The organism is Duganella sp. CF458, assembly GCF_900113115.1.
Lineage (GTDB): Bacteria > Pseudomonadota > Gammaproteobacteria > Burkholderiales > Burkholderiaceae_D > Rugamonas.
The window spans coordinates 43,606-58,532 of the sequence record NZ_FOOF01000013.1; the positions used below are offsets into that span (position 1 = coordinate 43,606).

The following is a 14,927-nucleotide window of genomic DNA, read 5'->3' on the forward strand; positions in this document are numbered from 1 at the left end:
GTTGAATAAAAAAAACCCGCTCGATCCAGAGCGGGTTGTTTGGGGCGGCCGGGCCGCTTATTCGACTTCGACGGTTTCCGGCGGTGGCGTTGGTGCCGCGTCCGGTTCGGGGAACTCCAGCTTGATGCCTTCGGCGTCGTCCAGGTCGACAATCACGCGGCCGCCGGACACCAGTCGGCCGAACAGCAGTTCGTCGGCCAGCGCCTTGCGGATCATGTCCTGGATCAGGCGCGACATCGGGCGCGCGCCCATCAAAGGATCGAAGCCCTTCTTCGCCAGGAACTTGCGCAACTTCTCGCTGAAGATGGCTTCCACCTTCTTCTCGTGCAGCTGCTCTTCCAGCTGCATCAGGAACTTGTCCACCACGCGCAGGATGATTTCCTCGTCCAGCGCACGGAAGCTGATGGTCGCATCCAGGCGGTTGCGGAACTCCGGCGTGAACATGCGCTTGATGTCCGCCATTTCGTCGCCCGCTTCCTTGCTGTCGGTGAAACCGATCGAACGCTTCTGCAGGCTTTCCGCACCCGCATTGGTGGTCATGATGATGATCACGTTGCGGAAGTCGGCTTTACGGCCGTTGTTGTCGGTCAGCGTGCCATGGTCCATCACCTGCAACAGGATATTGAAGATATCCGGATGCGCCTTCTCGATCTCGTCGAGTAACAGCACAGCGTGCGGCTTCTTGGTGATCGCCTCGGTCAGCAGCCCGCCCTGGTCGTAACCCACGTAGCCTGGCGGCGCACCGATCAGGCGGCTCACCGCATGGCGCTCCATGTATTCCGACATGTCGAAGCGGATCAGCTCGATGCCCAGGATGAAGGCCAGTTGCTTGGCCACCTCGGTCTTGCCGACGCCGGTCGGACCGGAGAACAGGAAGGAGCCGATCGGCTTGTCCTGCTTGCCCAGGCCGGCGCGCGACATCTTGATCGCCGACGCCAGCGCTTCGATCGCAGGATCCTGGCCGAACACCACGTTGCGCAGGTCGCGGTCGATGGTGGCCAGTTTGCTGCGGTCATCCTGGTTGACGGTCTGCGGCGGAATGCGCGCGATCTTGGAAATGATTTCCTCGATCTCGGTCTTGCCGATGGTTTTCTTCTGCTTCGATTTCGGCAGGATGCGCTGGGCGGCACCCGCCTCATCGATCACATCGATGGCCTTGTCCGGCAGGTGGCGGTCGTTGATGAAGCGCGCCGCCAGTTCGGCCGCGGTCGACAGCGCCGACGACGAATACTTCACGCCATGGTGTTCTTCGAAGCGCGACTTCAGGCCGCGCAGGATCTGCACGGTCTGCTCCACAGTCGGCTCGTTGACGTCGACCTTCTGGAAGCGACGCGACAGCGCATGGTCTTTCTCGAACACGCCGCGGAATTCCGTGAACGTGGTCGCGCCGATGCATTTCAGTTGGCCGTTGGCCAGCGCCGGTTTCAGCAGGTTGGACGCGTCCAGCGTACCGCCCGACGCCGAGCCGGCGCCGATGATGGTGTGGATCTCGTCGATGAACAGGATGCCGTTCGGATTGTCTTTCAGCTGCTTCAGCACCGCCTTCAGGCGCTGCTCGAAGTCGCCGCGGTACTTGGTGCCGGCCAGCAGCGCACCCATGTCGAGCGAATAGACCACGGCGCTGGACAGCACCTCCGGTACGTCACCCTGGGTGATGCGGTAAGCCAGGCCTTCCGCGATGGCGGTCTTGCCCACGCCGGCCTCGCCCACCAGCAGCGGGTTGTTCTTGCGGCGGCGGCACAGCACCTGGATCACGCGGTCCACTTCGTCTTCGCGGCCGATCAGCGGGTCGATCTTGCCCTCGGCGGCGGACTTGTTCAGGTTCTGGGTGAACTGGTCGAGCGGCGATTCCTTGGCCTGGCCCTCCGGCACGGTGCCCTCTTCCACGCCTTCGGATGCCTTGCCGGAATCCATCTGCTGGTCCTTGCGCACGCCGTGCGAGATGAAGTTGACCACGTCCAGGCGGGTGACGCCCTGCTGGTGCAGGTAGTACACCGCGTGCGAGTCCTTTTCACCAAAGATGGCCACCAGCACATTGGCGCCTGTCACTTCCTTCTTGCCGTTGGAAGCCGACTGCACGTGCATGATCGCGCGCTGGATCACGCGCTGGAAGCCCAGGGTCGGCTGGGTATCCACTTCGCCGGTGCCGGGCACGGTCGGCGTGTTATCGCCGATGAAGTTGGTCAGCGTTTTGCGCAGGTCCTCAATATTCACTGCGCAGGCGCGCAGCACCTCGGCTGCCGATGGATTGTCAAGCAGCGCCAGCAGCAAGTGCTCCACGGTGATGAACTCGTGTCGTGCTTGCCGCGCTTCGACAAACGCCATATGCAAACTTACTTCCAATTCCTGCGCAATCATACTTCCTCCATCACACATTGCAGGGGATGCCCCGCCTTGCGTGCATGCGTTAAAACAAACTCCACTTTGGTTGAAGCTATATCTTTAGAGAAAACGCCGCACACGCCTTTGCCGTAGCGATGGACACTCAGCATAATTTGTGTGGCGGTTTCCCGATCCTTATTGAAATACTCCTGGATAATGGCGACCACAAACTCCATTGGAGTGTAGTCGTCGTTCAACAGGGCCACCTGGTACATAGGTGGCGGCTTTATCGCCTGCCGTTCCAGGACGGTGTCGGTGTCATGCTTGGTTGCCATACGCTTATATTCTAATGCTTTCAGACTAGTTGCAACGCCCATTTAAGAGGGCCATTTCCACCAGTACTCATCTTACGCGTTTTCGCCGATTGCCGCAGATGGCGGTCGGGGTGCGCAAAATCAAGGGGTCGAAAAAAAGCTGTTGCAAAAAGCTCACCATGTGCTAGTGAAAGCGCTTGACATTAAAAATTGTTCCGCCAACAATGCCATATCGACCTTGTGCAGATCTGTACATTCGTTGGTAAGAAGTGAGTTGTCGAGGAGGGGGCAGGAAGCTTCTTGCTTTTATGGCTCGTGTGATTCGTTTTTAATGAAGGTTTTTTTAATATGGCAACTGGTACCGTTAAGTGGTTCAATGACTCCAAAGGTTTTGGCTTCATCACTCCTGATGATGGCGGCGAGGATTTGTTCGCACACTTTTCCGCTATTAACATGAACGGCTTCAAGACCCTGAAAGAAGGTCAAAAAGTGCAGTTCGAAGTCACGCAAGGCCCTAAAGGCAAGCAAGCGTCCAACATCCAGTCCAGCTAATCCTGGCTCCGGATAACGAAAAGCCCCGCCCCGCGGGGTTTTTTTTCGCCTGCCACCCTGCCGGCATTATGCCGATTTCGTCATGCAAATCCGCACTTTGACAACAGCCGACGCGTCCGCCCTGCTGGAATTCGAGCTTGCCAACCGTGACTGGTTCGAGTCGCAAGTCGACGCCCGAGCGCCAGACTTTTACAATCTGTTCGGCGTCGCTGCGCATATCGGGGACTACCTGGCCCGCCATGCAGCGGGCACCATGCATCCGTGTCTGCTGCTCGAGGACGATGGCGCCATTGTCGGTCGCTGCAACCTGAAAGATATCGACCGCATCGCTCGACGGGCGGAAGTCGGCTATCGCATTGCAGCCACCGCCATCGGCCGCGGCCTGGCCGGCGCCGCGCTGACACACCTGATGGAGCTGGCCTACGGCCGCTGGGAACTGCGCGGCCTCGACGCCCACGTCACAATCGCCAACGCTGCTTCCGCCCGCGTCCTGGAGCGCGCAGGCTTCGCTCTGGCCGGCCCCTCGCCTATCCTGGCCCGGGTCGCAGAGCAGCCGCTGGCGTGCCTGCATTACCGGCATCACTAGATTAGGCGGCTCGCCATATTGGCTATCAATATGACGATGCCTACAGAAATTCCGACTATCCAACGACCAAATGCGTCCTGCCGCCGCGACAATTCCAAAAGGCGCATTTCCTGTCGTCTTTCCGAATCGACGATTTGCGCCTGCAGCTGGCACGTCAACGCCTTCATATTGTCATCCTGCCGCCGGGCAGCCTCAGCAAACCGTTCCGCGCTCCTTTGCTCGGATTCGGCAAACCGTTCCGCAGTCCTTTGCTCGGATTCGGCAAACCGCTCCGCAATTCTTTGCTCGGATTTGGCACACCGCTCCGCCGTCCTGAGGTCTGCCTCGGCAAAACGGGCGGCCACGTCGGAGCGCGCCAAAGCAAAGCCGCTGTCCATATGCTGGCGTAACAAGGCTAGTTCGCAATTGAGGTTATCCACCTTGTGCTCCAATTGGTGAATTCGCGCTTCCCCATCATCTTCGGACGGGCACGATTGATCGTCAAGCAAGCTCTGCGACATGGCGGCCTCCTGGCATGAACATCGACACGCCATTGTCTGCCCAGGCTCGCGAGGCGTTTTTGACCTGCCTCAGAAGCTTGCCAGTGCCGCCCGCACCGAAGGATAAAGGCCACGTGAAACCGGAATGCCCGCAGTAAACCGGGTGTCGATCAGGTAGCGGCCGCCTGGCGCGATACGCAAGCGGATGAAGTGCTGCATATTGACCGCGTACGAGCGATGGACACGCAGGAAGTTCGGTGGCAGGGTCGCCAACAGCTTGTCCAGGGCGCAGTCATGGAAGTGACCGCTTCCATCGCACATCTGCAGCTGCGTATAGTGCCCATCCGCCCGGATATGGTTGATCTTGTCGATCGACAACAACTCGATGCCCCCCATCTTCCTGATGACCAGCGAGCGCACGCCCTCCTGCCCGGCGCTGTCGGCATAGCGCTGAAACGCCTGCTGCAGGCGCGCCTGGCTGAATGGCTTGGCGACAAAATCAAGCACGCCGAAATCGAATGCCCGCACGGCCCGCTCGGCATGGGCCGAGACAATGACAGTGCGAAAACTCCCTTCCCTGGCCATTTCCAGCAAGCGAAAGCCGTCATCGCCATGCAAGTTCAGGTCGAGCAGCAGCAGGTCGATGGTCCCTGAACGCAAGGTGACGAGGAGTTCATCCAGATCGTCGCCCTGCGAAATCTTTGCGACCCGCTCACCAAAAAATAAGCGCACCTCGCGTACCAGGCGTTGCGCGATCAGGGGCTCGTCTTCCACGATCAAGACGTTCATGCGGGTAGCCTGATCGTGGCGAGCCATATGCCCTCCCCTGGCCGGCCCTGGTAACTGGCGCTGCCGGCGAAGGCCTCCTGCAGGCTGCTATGGATGTAAGTCGAACCGGTACCACTGCCCTGGTGCTTGCGCCCATCCGCCAGTGGCATGGCCAGCGACAGGATGGCATGCCCGTCGCTGTGCGCGATGTCCATGTCAAACACCAGGTCGTCGCGATAGCGGTTATGCGAAAAAGCGTTCTCCAGGCATGTGAGCAGGACCGCCGGCGGCAGGCATAGCGCGCCGGGCTCGCCGCTGACCTTCAGCGAACAATGGCGCTGCAGCCGCACTGCCATGATTGCCAGGTAGTTGTGGCAAAGTTCCAGTTCGCGCGACAGGGGAATCGTCACCTGGCTGGCATAATCCCCCAACATCCGGAACTCGCGCCCCAGCGCTTCGACAAACTGTTCCGCCTGGAGTGGCGAATGATGCACCAGCTCCCCAATCGAACTTAAAGAATTCATCAGGAAATGCGGCTGCAGGCTTTTGCGCAGCAGCTGGTTCTCAAGGCGCGTTGCAAGCAAAGCTTTATTGCGGTCGCGGATAAGCTGGCGCAGCAACTGGCCCAGGATCGTAAACAAGAGCAGGAATACAACCAGCGCAAAGCCGGTTTCAGCAAAAAATCCTGTGCCGGGAACCAACCATAAGGCCAGCGACAGCAGCACCACCGCCAAACCTGAACGGCCCACCGCTGCACCGCGGCGCAGGGCATGCAGGTTGATCGCGGCACTTGCCACCAGCGCCACGCTGAACATCAACGCCGCCTTCGCGTCGAAATGCAGGCTGGTGCCGGCAATTGCAGCGACAGCCAGGGCCGCCGCTCCCGCCACGTATCGTTTGCGCGGCAAGGCATAGGCAAACATGAAGTATGCGGGGAGTAGCAATGAAAACAGGCCCGTAAGCACCTGGACGGCCATCAGCCTCGCCAGGTGATAACCGTATTCATACCCCGCCACACCACGCCATGCCTCGGTCACGAGCAGCAGGCTGGCCGTCACGCACAGCATGGCGAACACGCACCAATCAGCCTTGCGCTGGTAATACACGAGCAAAGCCGTGGCCAGCGCGGCTACCAGTGCCAGCGCACCCGCCAGCACGAGCGGCAGCGTCTTGCGTGCCGCAGTGGGCGCATCGTCCTCAACCGACAAGTTATAGAACTGTTCGCGAATGCGCTCACTGCCATGCCATGTCGACAGCTTCAGCACCAGGCGATGCCTGCCCGCTGACAGTTGTTCCGGCGCAAGCGCAAGCTGGTAGTCGATCCGCCCTTGCCGCTCGCCTTGCGCGGATTCCGCCGGCACGCCATTCACCCCCACACGCATGCCGTCCAGGTAAATCTCGCTCGATGCGAGCATCGACAGCAGCAGGTGTTGCGGGCGGTCCGGCTGGCGGGAAATGGTGAACTCCGCCTGGATGCAATGCGCCTGGCGCGCACCCAATTGGTCGAATGAAAAAGGTCCTGTCACGGTTCCCGCCACACTGCCGCATTCTTCAAACGGTACGCCGACTTCCTGGAATGCCAGCTTATCGAGCGACATTGATGCCACGGCCTGGAAAGGATGGAGTAACAGCAGGCAGCACAGCATGAGAAGTCGCGTCATGGGGGCATTGTAGCGAACTAATTTCCCCCGGAAGTGCATTTGGCGCCCTGCCGGTGCGGTTCATGCATTTTTGCGTGCCGGAGGGATCGCCGCTGCATAAGATTTGCCACCCAACACACTTCCATCACGCCCATGCGCCAACCATCCCTGCTTCTCCTGCTCGCCGCCGTAATCCATCCAGTGCAAGCCGCCGCGGTCCTGCGCCAGCCGCCAGCCGGTTTTGACGCCTTCGTCGGCAGCGAAATGGCTGCGCGCAGGATTCCCGGATTGTCGATCGGTTATGCGCAGGACGGCATCACCTGGGCCAGGGGGTATGGCTTTGCCGACCTGGAAAACCAGGTGCCCGCACGGGCTGATTCCAGCTATCGCCTGGCATCGGTGACCAAACCGATGACCGCCACCGCGGTCATGCGCCTGGTTGAACAAGGCAAGATCGAACTTGACGCGGAAGTGCAGGCCTATGTCCCCTACTTTCCACGCAAGCCTTATCCGATTACGGTGCGCCAACTCCTCGGGCACTTGGGCGGCATCAATGCTTATGTCAATCCGGCGGCAGAGCAGCATTTCAAGGAGCGCAAGGATACGCGGCAATCGCTGGCGGTATTCCAGGATTTCGATCTGGTGGCCGAACCCGGCACCCGGTTCCGCTATACCAGCTATGGCTACAACCTGCTGGGCGCGGTGATCGAAGGCGCTTCCGGCCAAAGCTATGGGGACTACATGCGTTCGGCGATCTGGGGGCCGCTGGGCATGGCATCAACCCGGCTCGACGATCCGCTGGCACTGATCCCGCACCGGGTGCGCGGCTACCAGCTTATCGGCCCGCAACTCCAGCACTCGGAGTTCATCGACATCAGCAGCCGCTTCTCGGCTGGAGGCGCCCGTTCCAGCGTCGCCGACATGCTTCGTTTCGGGCAAGGAGTCAGCCAGGGACGCATGCTGTCCCCCGCCAGCCTCGCCATGATGGGAACCTCGATGACGACCAGGGGCGGCGAGACGACTGGTTATGGAATGGGCTGGCAAACGTACCCAGTCGACGGCAAGTTCGTGATTTCGCACGATGGCATGCAACCGGAAACATCCACCTACCTTTTCGTGTTCCCTTCGCGCCGGCTAAGCATCGCTGTCGCGGCCAATTTGCAGCGGATCGACCTGACTGCCTTTGCCGCCCGCCTGTTCGAAAGTGTCACCGGCGAGGCCTGGCAGCTGACCCCTTATATCCGGCAGCCGGCCCACCGTCCTTACTACAGGGCGATGCAGGCACTTTATAATGAAGGCCGCAGCCATGCCGAAGCCGGGCGCCCCCCGATCAGTGGCGATGCAGTGGCAATCAGCATGGCTTTCGCCGCCATCAATGACAATGCAGCTGCGGCCACCGTATCGCAACTGCGCCTTGCCGGCAGCACGATGGCGCAGGCGCTCGCAAGGAGCGGGATGAAGCTGCAAAGCTATTCCAACATCGGGGCCATCGGATTCGCCCGGGACTACATCGCACTCTATCGCCGCAGCGCGGCCATCCCGCAAGGACAGCGCTTTTCGCAGTCCATCGAACAGGCGGTAGCAGCCTTGCACCCCGACTGGTCCCGCAACGTCCGGTTCGCGCCGCGCGTGCCGGAAAGCGCCGCCGCCATCGCCACCCTACGCAGCGAAATGCAGAAGTATCGTGGCGCGCAGGCCTATCCCGACTACACGGCACAACTGCGCGAAGGGGCTTTCCGCCTGCTGGGCCAGGGCCGGAAAATCCTGGCCATGCAGGCGGCCCAACTGGCCGTTGAGGCCTATGGCGACACGCAAGCCGCACAATCCTTGTTCGGCATGACAGCAATTCTCAGCGGAAATCGGGAAGCTGGCGAACGAGCGCTGCGCGCGGCGCTGTCAATTGAAGCGGGCGGCAGCGCAAGCGCCAGTGCCCTCAACGCACTTTGCTACGAAATTGCCGCCAGGGGCGTCGATGCGATCCCCTTGCTGTTAAGCGCCGTTGAATTGCACCCGCGCGACGCCAATTTGCGCGACACGCTTGGTGAGTTCTATGCCAGGGCTGGCGCGGATGATCAGGCCGTGCTGGCCTACCGGCAGGCGCTTGCGCTTGATCCACAGTATCCAAATGCCGCTGCCGCCCGGCAGGTCGTAGATAAGTCGGGCCGATAGAACAGGGCGCAGCAGAAAGGCGGATCGCCCCTCCTGCGCGGCAAAGAAAAAACCCCGCCTCCTTGCGGATGGCGGGGTCTTGCTTAAAGCGGACTTGCTTTACATCTGCTCGATCATGACGTCGCCGAAGCCGGAGCACGACACCTGGGTCGCGCCTTCCATCAGGCGGGCGAAGTCGTAGGTGACTTTCTTGGAGGTGATCGCCTTCTCCATCGAGGAGATGATCAGGTCGGCCGCCTCGGTCCAGCCCATGTGGCGCAGCATCATTTCAGCGGACAGGATCAGCGAACCTGGGTTCACATAATCCTTGCCTGCGTACTTGGGCGCGGTGCCATGGGTCGCTTCGAACATGGCCACGGAGTCCGACAGGTTGGCGCCCGGAGCGATACCGATGCCGCCCACTTGTGCCGCCAGCGCGTCAGAGATGTAGTCGCCGTTCAGGTTCAAGGTGGCGATCACCGAGTATTCCGCCGGGCGCAGCAGGATCTGCTGCAGGAACGCATCGGCGATCGAATCCTTGACCGTGATCTCGCGGCCGGTCTTGGGATTCTTGAACTTGCACCATGGGCCGCCGTCGATCAGTTCAGCACCGAATTCCTTTTGCGCCAGCGCATAGGCCCAGTCACGGAAGCCACCTTCGGTGTACTTCATGATATTGCCCTTGTGGACGATGGTCACGGACGGCTTGTCGTTGTCGATCGCGTACTGGATCGCCTTGCGCACCAGGCGCTCGGTGCCTTCGATCGACACCGGTTTGATGCCGATGCCCGACGTTTCAGGGAAGCGGATCTTCTTCACGCCCATTTCCTTGGTCAGGAAATCGATGATCTTCCTGGCGCCTTCGGTGCCTTGCTGGTATTCGATACCGGCGTAGATGTCTTCCGAGTTTTCGCGGAAGATCACCATATCGGTCTTCTCAGGCTCGCGCACCGGCGAAGGCACGCCTTTGAAATAGCGTACAGGACGCAGGCAGACGTACAGGTCCAGCTCCTGGCGCAGGGCCACGTTCAGGGAACGGATGCCGCCGCCGACCGGGGTGGTCAGCGGGCCCTTGATCGACACGACATATTCCTTCAGTACCTTCAGGGTTTCTTCCGGCAGCCACACGTCCGGGCCGTAGACCTTGGTCGATTTCTCGCCGGCGAAGATCTCCATCCAGCTGATCTTGCGCTTGCCGCCGTAGGACTTGGCTACCGCCGCGTCGACCACCTTGATCATCACCGGGGTGATGTCCACGCCGGTGCCGTCGCCTTCCAGGTATGGAATGATCGGGGTGTCAGGCACGGTCAGGGAAAAATCGGCGTTGACGGTGATTTTCTGGCCGTCGGCAGGTACTTTGATATGTTGGTACATCGTGTTCTCCGAAGAAGGGTTTTGGCAGTCTTCTATAAGACATAAGACACTGGCGTTCCACATTATGCACCAGTATTTTACTGGGCGCTATACTACCGACCTATGCCTCTGATACTTTTTAATAAACCTTTTCAGGTATTGTGCCAGTTTTCCCCCTCCGGAGATAAGGAAACGCTGGCCGACTACGTCAAGACGCCGAACGTCTACCCCGCCGGCCGCCTCGACTATGACAGCGAGGGTTTGATGCTGATGACCGACGACGGCAAGCTGCAGCACAAGATCGCCCACCCGGACCGCAAGGAAGCCAAGACCTACCTGGTGCAGGTGGAAGGCGTGCCCGATGCGGGGGCCATGGCGCGGCTGCAGGCGCCGCTCGACCTGGGCGACTTCACCACCCTGCCCTGCCAGGCAGTCCGCATCACCGAACCGGGCTGGCTGTGGCCGCGCAATCCGCCGATCCGCCAACGCGCCGGCCAACCCACCTCCTGGCTGGCAATTACCCTGCAAGAGGGCAAGAACCGCCAGGTGCGCCGCATGACCGCGGCCATCGGCCACCCTACGCTGCGCCTGGTGCGCTCAGCCATTGGCGGCATCTCGCTGGCCAGCCACCCGCTGATGCCGGGCGAGTCGATGGAAGTCTCGCCGGACGACCTGAGCTCGCGCTGAATAAGTCAACCAGGCAAGTTCCAGCAGCGTTGATGAATCAGGTTCACATGAACCTGCATCCACTATAAAAGGAGTTCGTCATGTCTAAGACTACTGTCGTGCTGCTGGCCTCCCTGCTTTCCCTCTCCGCCTTCGCTGCTGACCACCACATGAAAGGCTCGGCATCGGCTTCCGCCGCTTCCATGGCGTCGGCAGCGCCGATGGCTTCCGCCTCCATGGCCGCATCGGCCGCAGCTTCGGACGCGGCCTCCGCCAAAAAATCAGCCAAGAAAGCCAAGAAAGCCGCTTCTGCCGCTGCTTCGGCCGCCGCATCGGCAGCCTCATCCGCTTCCATGGCCGCTTCCATGGCTGCCTCAATGAAGTAGGCACAAAGCGAAAAACCCGCTATGGCGCAATGCCATGCGGGTTATTCCGGTACACCTGTTTGGCGGCTAATGCCGCCAGCACACGAACTTAGGCGGACAGTGCCTTCAGGGCAGCTGCCAGACGGCTCTTGTGGCGAGCTGCCTTGTTCTTGTGGATGATTTTCTTGTCAGCGATCGAGTCGATGGTCGACACGGAAGCTTGGAAGATGGTGGTAGCAGCAGCTTTGTCGCCAGCCTGGATAGCCTTGCGCACAGCTTTGATAGCGGTACGCAGGGTCGAACGCTGAGCGGAGTTGTGAGCGTTTTGCTTAACTGCTTGACGAGCGCGTTTGCGCGCTTGTGCGGTATTTGCCATTTGAGAATCCTAATTCGTTGTCAAAGTTCGTTTGCAAACAATAGCGTTTGCCAAACCGGTGCGGTGTTTTCAGAGCCGGCTGAACGTCGCTGCCTGCCTTACTGAATTCTGTACAGCCTTAAATTATAACGGGGTTTTGCTGCCAGGGCAATTCAAAATATAATCGCCCTCCATGAACTTGCTCAAAACCCTCGCTGCTATTTCCAGCATGACAATGCTGTCCCGTATTACGGGACTCCTGCGCGACATCCTGTTTGCCCGCGCGTTTGGCGCCGGCGGATTGACCGACGCCTTCTACATTGCCTTCCGCATCCCCAACCTGCTGCGCCGGCTGTTTGCCGAAGGCGCGTTTTCGCAGGCATTTGTGCCAATGTTGGCAGAATACAAAGGCAAGCAAGGCGAGGACGCTACCCGCACCCTGATCGACCATGTGGCGACCGTGCTGGTCTGGGCCACCCTGCTCACCAGCGCAGTCGGTATTATAGGCGCTCCCCTGTTCGTCTACCTGATTGGTTCGGGCCTGAGCAAAGACCCCGAATCCTTTGACGCGGCGGTATGGATGACGCGCCTGATGTTCCCCTACATCGCCTGCATGTCCTTCGTCGCGCTCTCCAGCGGCGTGTTGAATACCTGGCGCCACTTCAAGATCCCGGCCTTCACGCCGGTCCTGCTCAATCTCTCCTTTATCGGCGCCGCCCTGTTCCTCGCGCCGCACTTGAAGCAGCCGGTGTATGCGATGGCGATTGCCGTCATGGTGGGCGGCATCCTGCAGGTCGTGATCCAGGTGCCTTCGCTGGTGAAGATCGGCATGCTGCCGCGCCTGTCCTGGAACCCGCGCTCCGGCCTGTCCGATCCGGGCGTGCGCCGCGTGTTGAAGAATATGGGGCCGGCCGTGTTTGCGGTCTCGGTGGCGCAAATCAGCCTGATGATCAACACCACTTACGCCTCCTGGCTGGAGGAAGGCAGTGTCTCCTGGCTGACTTTTGCTGACCGCCTGATGGAGTTTCCGAATGCCCTGCTGGGCGTGGCCCTCGGCACCATCCTGCTGCCCAGCCTGTCCAAGGCCAGCCAGGAGCAGGACCACGCCGAGTACTCTTCCCTGCTCGATTGGGGTTTGCGCCTGACCTTCCTGCTCGCGCTGCCGGCTGCCGTCGGCATCGCCGTGCTCTCGCTGCCGCTGATCGCGACCTTGTTCCATCACGGCGAATTTTCGGATAAGGCGGCGATCATGTCGGCACAGCCGCTGCTGGCATATGCGGTCGGCCTGATCGGCATCATCCTCGTCAAGTCGCTGACGCCGGCTTTCTATGCCCGCCAGGACGTGCGCACACCGGTGCGCATCGGCCTGTTCGTGCTGGTGGCCACCCAGCTCATGAACCTGGCCTTCGTGCCGGCGTTCCACGTAGCCGGCCTGGCGCTGTCGATCAGCGTTGCCGCCCTGCTGAATGCCGCCCTGCTGTTCCGCGGCCTGCGCCGGAAAGGCATCTACGCGCCGCAGGCGGGATGGTCGAAGTTCTTCGTCAAGCTGGTGGTGGCGGTCGTGCTGATGGGTGTTGCGGGCTGGTTCGGTGCGCAGCAGTTCGACTGGCTCGGTATGCGCCATCATTCGATCCTGCGCGCCGGCGCCCTGTTCCTGGTGATCGGCGGCTGCGTGCTGGTCTACTTCGGCACTTTGTTCGCGCTCGGCTTCCGCCTGCGCGACTTCAAGCGCCGCGCCAAATAAGGCCGCAGGGCCTCAACGGCGCGGCGGCGGCGGGGGCGGCTCTTCCTGCGGCTGGTCGCCGGACTGTTCCGGCGGCGGCTCCTGCGGTTCCTGCGGTGGTTCCTGCGGCGGCTCTTGCGGTGGCTCTTGAGGTGGCTCTTGACGTGGTTCAGGCGGTTCAGCCGGTTGCGGCGGCTCTTGCGGCGTACCCGGCTTGCTGCCTGGCTGTGTGCCGTTCAAGCCGTCAGGCTGGGTGCCGGTCACGCCAGTCATCGGGCTGCCGGGCTGCATGCCCGAACCCGGCTTGGCCGGTTGCCCCGGCTGCTGGCCCGGCTGCTGGCCATCAGCGCCCTTGGCGCCCATAATCTGCACGCCTTCGCCGCTGAACTTCCAGTCGGCCAGGCTGGTTTTGCCCTCAAAGGCCACGAAACGCGGTGGAAAATTGCCGATCTTGATCGGCGCCGCTTTCGACAGGCTGTAAATGGCCAGGATGCCGCCGTTCTCGTTGGCCTTCACCAGCCCCCACTCCGCCTTGCCCGTCATCGGATCGACATAAACGCGACGCAAGTGGCGGCGCAATTGCGGGAAGCGCGGGTCTTTCAGGAGTTCGGCAAACGACTTCGGATAATTGGGCTGTCCCTCGGGCGTGGCAGCGGCATAGCTGGCCAGGGCACTGCTGTACTCCATGCCGATATCGAGCAGCGCCTGTTCAGCGGCCACACGCTGCATGGTGGTGCCAAGGCGCAGCGACGTGGCGCCTACCAGGCCGATAATCGCCACCAGGATCACCACGCTGACGTAGGTGAACCCGTGCTGCTTACCACTCCGAATAAGGCTTGCCGCTGCGGTCATTGCCGGGCGCTCCGCTCTTGATGTCTGCCACGCCGCCTTTGCCCACGTCGTCCGGCGGCACGATGGTCCAGCTATCGCTCTTTTCCGTGATCGGGTCGATCGGCAGCGCGCGCAGGTACTTCTTTTCCACCAGTTGCTCAAGGCTGTCCGGGAAGCGCCCCGTATCGCCGTAGTACTGGTCGATGATGGCGCGCGTGCTGCGCAGGTTATCGCCAAGGATGGTTTCCTTGGTCTTGTCCACGCTCGGGAAATAGCGCGGCACGGCCAGCGTCAGCAGCAAGGCGATAATGCCCAGCACCACCAGCAGTTCGATCAGCGTGAAACCCTTCTTGTTCACCATTTCTTGTAAGGCACGCCGTTCAGGCCTACCTGCTCCGAAGTCGAATACACGTCATAAACATCCTCGCCTTCGCGCGGATCGTCGGCGTCGCTGGCGTAGCTGCGCTTGCCCCAGCCCTGGCCGTTGCTGGCATTGGCGTCGGAATTGAAGGGGTCGCGCGGGATGCGGCGCAGGAAGTAGATCTTGGCCCGCTTCGGACTGCGCACGTCGACCACGCCTTCCACCAGCAGCTCCAGCGTGCGCGGGTAACCGTTGCCGGTGATGGACTTGGCGATGCGGCCTTCATCGTAGGCGGTCTTGTAGTCGTCCAGTGCCTTGCGGATCACGTGCAGCGCGCTGCGCAGCTCCTGCTCGTTGCGGCGCTGGACCACGGTCTGCCCGACCGGGATCGCCAGCGCGGCGAGCAGGCCCAGGATGGCCAGCGTCACCAGCAGTTCGATCAGGGTGAATCCGCGCGCGCGCAT

16 protein-coding genes are annotated in these 14,927 nt (G+C 61.1%); 6 read left to right on the forward strand and 10 right to left on the reverse strand.

Annotated features, from left to right (window positions below):
• Nucleotides 1-57: 57 nt before the first annotated feature.
• Together clpA and clpS are read right to left on the reverse strand one after the other, a co-directional pair.
• Nucleotides 58-2,358, reverse strand: coding sequence for an ATP-dependent Clp protease ATP-binding subunit ClpA (gene clpA, locus BM269_RS19925; RefSeq protein WP_090440970.1), 2,301 nt, complete (start codon nucleotides 2,356-2,358; stop codon nucleotides 58-60).
• Complete coding sequence (clpS, locus tag BM269_RS19930) at nucleotides 2,355-2,657, reverse strand: ATP-dependent Clp protease adapter ClpS (protein ID WP_090441394.1); 303 nt, start codon at nucleotides 2,655-2,657, stop codon at nucleotides 2,355-2,357. The genes clpA and clpS overlap by 4 nt, the downstream gene beginning before the upstream one ends.
• Nucleotides 2,658-2,984: 327 nt before the next feature.
• Between clpS and BM269_RS19935 the strand changes: the two genes are divergently transcribed.
• A complete protein-coding gene (locus tag BM269_RS19935; protein ID WP_055937397.1) occupies nucleotides 2,985-3,188 on the forward strand; it encodes a transcription antiterminator/RNA stability regulator CspE in 204 nt (67 codons plus the stop codon).
• 82 nt (nucleotides 3,189-3,270) lie between these two features.
• Complete coding sequence (locus BM269_RS19940; protein ID WP_090440973.1) at nucleotides 3,271-3,774, forward strand: GNAT family N-acetyltransferase; 504 nt, start codon at nucleotides 3,271-3,273, stop codon at nucleotides 3,772-3,774.
• On the opposite strand, the gene BM269_RS19945 is transcribed toward BM269_RS19940, so the two are convergent.
• The 3 genes from BM269_RS19945 to BM269_RS19955 all read right to left on the reverse strand — a co-directional run bounded on the left by BM269_RS19945 (nucleotide 3,771) and on the right by BM269_RS19955 (nucleotide 6,682).
• Nucleotides 3,771-4,274, reverse strand: coding sequence for a hypothetical protein (locus BM269_RS19945; RefSeq protein ID WP_090440976.1), 504 nt, complete (start codon nucleotides 4,272-4,274; stop codon nucleotides 3,771-3,773). The genes BM269_RS19940 and BM269_RS19945 overlap by 4 nt on opposite strands.
• 69 nt (nucleotides 4,275-4,343) lie before the next feature.
• The gene (locus BM269_RS19950; protein ID WP_090440978.1) at nucleotides 4,344-5,069 is read right to left on the reverse strand and encodes a LytR/AlgR family response regulator transcription factor; all 726 of its coding nucleotides are present in this window, start codon (nucleotides 5,067-5,069) and stop codon (nucleotides 4,344-4,346) included.
• A complete protein-coding gene (locus tag BM269_RS19955; protein ID WP_170860438.1) occupies nucleotides 5,039-6,682 on the reverse strand; it encodes a histidine kinase in 1,644 nt (547 codons plus the stop codon). The genes BM269_RS19950 and BM269_RS19955 overlap by 31 nt, the downstream gene beginning before the upstream one ends.
• A gap of 132 nt (nucleotides 6,683-6,814) precedes the next feature.
• On the opposite strand from BM269_RS19955, the gene BM269_RS19960 reads away from it, so the two are divergent.
• Complete coding sequence (locus BM269_RS19960; protein ID WP_090440984.1) at nucleotides 6,815-8,830, forward strand: serine hydrolase domain-containing protein; 2,016 nt, start codon at nucleotides 6,815-6,817, stop codon at nucleotides 8,828-8,830.
• A gap of 99 nt (nucleotides 8,831-8,929) precedes the next feature.
• On the opposite strand, the gene icd is transcribed toward BM269_RS19960, so the two are convergent.
• Nucleotides 8,930-10,183, reverse strand: a complete 1,254-nt coding sequence (gene icd / locus BM269_RS19965; RefSeq protein WP_090440987.1) for an NADP-dependent isocitrate dehydrogenase — start codon at nucleotides 10,181-10,183, stop codon at nucleotides 8,930-8,932.
• Between the two features lie 102 nt (nucleotides 10,184-10,285).
• On the opposite strand from icd, the gene BM269_RS19970 reads away from it, so the two are divergent.
• Both BM269_RS19970 and BM269_RS29495 read left to right on the forward strand, forming a co-directional pair.
• Entirely contained in the window at nucleotides 10,286-10,849 is a 564-nt protein-coding gene (locus BM269_RS19970) for a pseudouridine synthase (RefSeq protein WP_090440990.1), read from the forward strand.
• Between the two features lie 80 nt (nucleotides 10,850-10,929).
• Nucleotides 10,930-11,214 carry a hypothetical protein gene (locus tag BM269_RS29495; RefSeq protein ID WP_170860439.1) on the forward strand — a complete coding sequence of 95 codons (285 nt, stop codon included), beginning with the start codon at nucleotides 10,930-10,932 and terminating at the stop codon, nucleotides 11,212-11,214.
• Between the two features lie 88 nt (nucleotides 11,215-11,302).
• On the opposite strand, the gene rpsT is transcribed toward BM269_RS29495, so the two are convergent.
• Nucleotides 11,303-11,569 (reverse strand): 30S ribosomal protein S20, encoded by a 267-nt coding sequence (rpsT, locus tag BM269_RS19980; RefSeq protein WP_055937377.1) that lies wholly within the window; start codon nucleotides 11,567-11,569, stop codon nucleotides 11,303-11,305.
• A 172-nt stretch (nucleotides 11,570-11,741) separates the two neighbouring features.
• On the opposite strand from rpsT, the gene murJ reads away from it, so the two are divergent.
• Nucleotides 11,742-13,292: a murein biosynthesis integral membrane protein MurJ gene (gene murJ, locus BM269_RS19985; RefSeq protein WP_090440996.1), complete on the forward strand. Its 1,551-nt coding sequence runs from the start codon at nucleotides 11,742-11,744 to the stop codon at nucleotides 13,290-13,292.
• Nucleotides 13,293-13,304: 12 nt separating this feature from the next.
• Here the strand turns inward: murJ and BM269_RS19990 are convergent, their stop codons facing one another.
• Genes BM269_RS19990 through BM269_RS20000 form a run of 3 tightly spaced genes read right to left on the reverse strand, consistent with a single transcriptional unit; the run spans nucleotide 13,305 to nucleotide 14,927 of the window.
• Nucleotides 13,305-14,123, reverse strand: a complete 819-nt coding sequence (locus BM269_RS19990) for a type II secretion system protein (protein ID WP_211482728.1) — start codon at nucleotides 14,121-14,123, stop codon at nucleotides 13,305-13,307.
• Nucleotides 14,089-14,463: a type II secretion system protein gene (locus tag BM269_RS19995; RefSeq protein WP_090440999.1), complete on the reverse strand. Its 375-nt coding sequence runs from the start codon at nucleotides 14,461-14,463 to the stop codon at nucleotides 14,089-14,091. Before BM269_RS19995 ends, BM269_RS19990 begins: the two co-directional genes overlap by 35 nt.
• On the reverse strand, nucleotides 14,457-14,927 hold the full coding sequence (locus BM269_RS20000) for a type II secretion system protein (protein ID WP_090441002.1): 471 nt from the start codon (nucleotides 14,925-14,927) through the stop codon (nucleotides 14,457-14,459). Before BM269_RS20000 ends, BM269_RS19995 begins: the two co-directional genes overlap by 7 nt.

Bases quoted from the DNA above. Each gene is read 5' to 3' on its own strand.
- clpA (WP_090440970.1), bottom strand. From the start codon at position 2,358: ATGATTGCGCAGGAATTGGAAGTAAGTTTGCATATGGCGTTTGTCGAA.
- clpS (WP_090441394.1), bottom strand. From the start codon at position 2,657: ATGGCAACCAAGCATGACACCGACACCGTCCTGGAACGGCAGGCGATA.
- BM269_RS19935 (WP_055937397.1), top strand. From the start codon at position 2,985: ATGGCAACTGGTACCGTTAAGTGGTTCAATGACTCCAAAGGTTTTGGC.
- BM269_RS19940 (WP_090440973.1), top strand. From the start codon at position 3,271: ATGCAAATCCGCACTTTGACAACAGCCGACGCGTCCGCCCTGCTGGAA.
- BM269_RS19945 (WP_090440976.1), bottom strand. From the start codon at position 4,274: ATGTCGCAGAGCTTGCTTGACGATCAATCGTGCCCGTCCGAAGATGAT.
- BM269_RS19950 (WP_090440978.1), bottom strand. From the start codon at position 5,069: ATGGCTCGCCACGATCAGGCTACCCGCATGAACGTCTTGATCGTGGAA.
- BM269_RS19955 (WP_170860438.1), bottom strand. From the start codon at position 6,682: ATGACGCGACTTCTCATGCTGTGCTGCCTGCTGTTACTCCATCCTTTC.
- BM269_RS19960 (WP_090440984.1), top strand. From the start codon at position 6,815: ATGCGCCAACCATCCCTGCTTCTCCTGCTCGCCGCCGTAATCCATCCA.
- icd (WP_090440987.1), bottom strand. From the start codon at position 10,183: ATGTACCAACATATCAAAGTACCTGCCGACGGCCAGAAAATCACCGTC.
- BM269_RS19970 (WP_090440990.1), top strand. From the start codon at position 10,286: ATGCCTCTGATACTTTTTAATAAACCTTTTCAGGTATTGTGCCAGTTT.
- BM269_RS29495 (WP_170860439.1), top strand. From the start codon at position 10,930: ATGTCTAAGACTACTGTCGTGCTGCTGGCCTCCCTGCTTTCCCTCTCC.
- rpsT (WP_055937377.1), bottom strand. From the start codon at position 11,569: ATGGCAAATACCGCACAAGCGCGCAAACGCGCTCGTCAAGCAGTTAAG.
- murJ (WP_090440996.1), top strand. From the start codon at position 11,742: ATGAACTTGCTCAAAACCCTCGCTGCTATTTCCAGCATGACAATGCTG.
- BM269_RS19990 (WP_211482728.1), bottom strand. From the start codon at position 14,123: ATGACCGCAGCGGCAAGCCTTATTCGGAGTGGTAAGCAGCACGGGTTC.
- BM269_RS19995 (WP_090440999.1), bottom strand. From the start codon at position 14,463: ATGGTGAACAAGAAGGGTTTCACGCTGATCGAACTGCTGGTGGTGCTG.
- BM269_RS20000 (WP_090441002.1), bottom strand. From the start codon at position 14,927: ATGCGCGCGCGCGGATTCACCCTGATCGAACTGCTGGTGACGCTGGCC.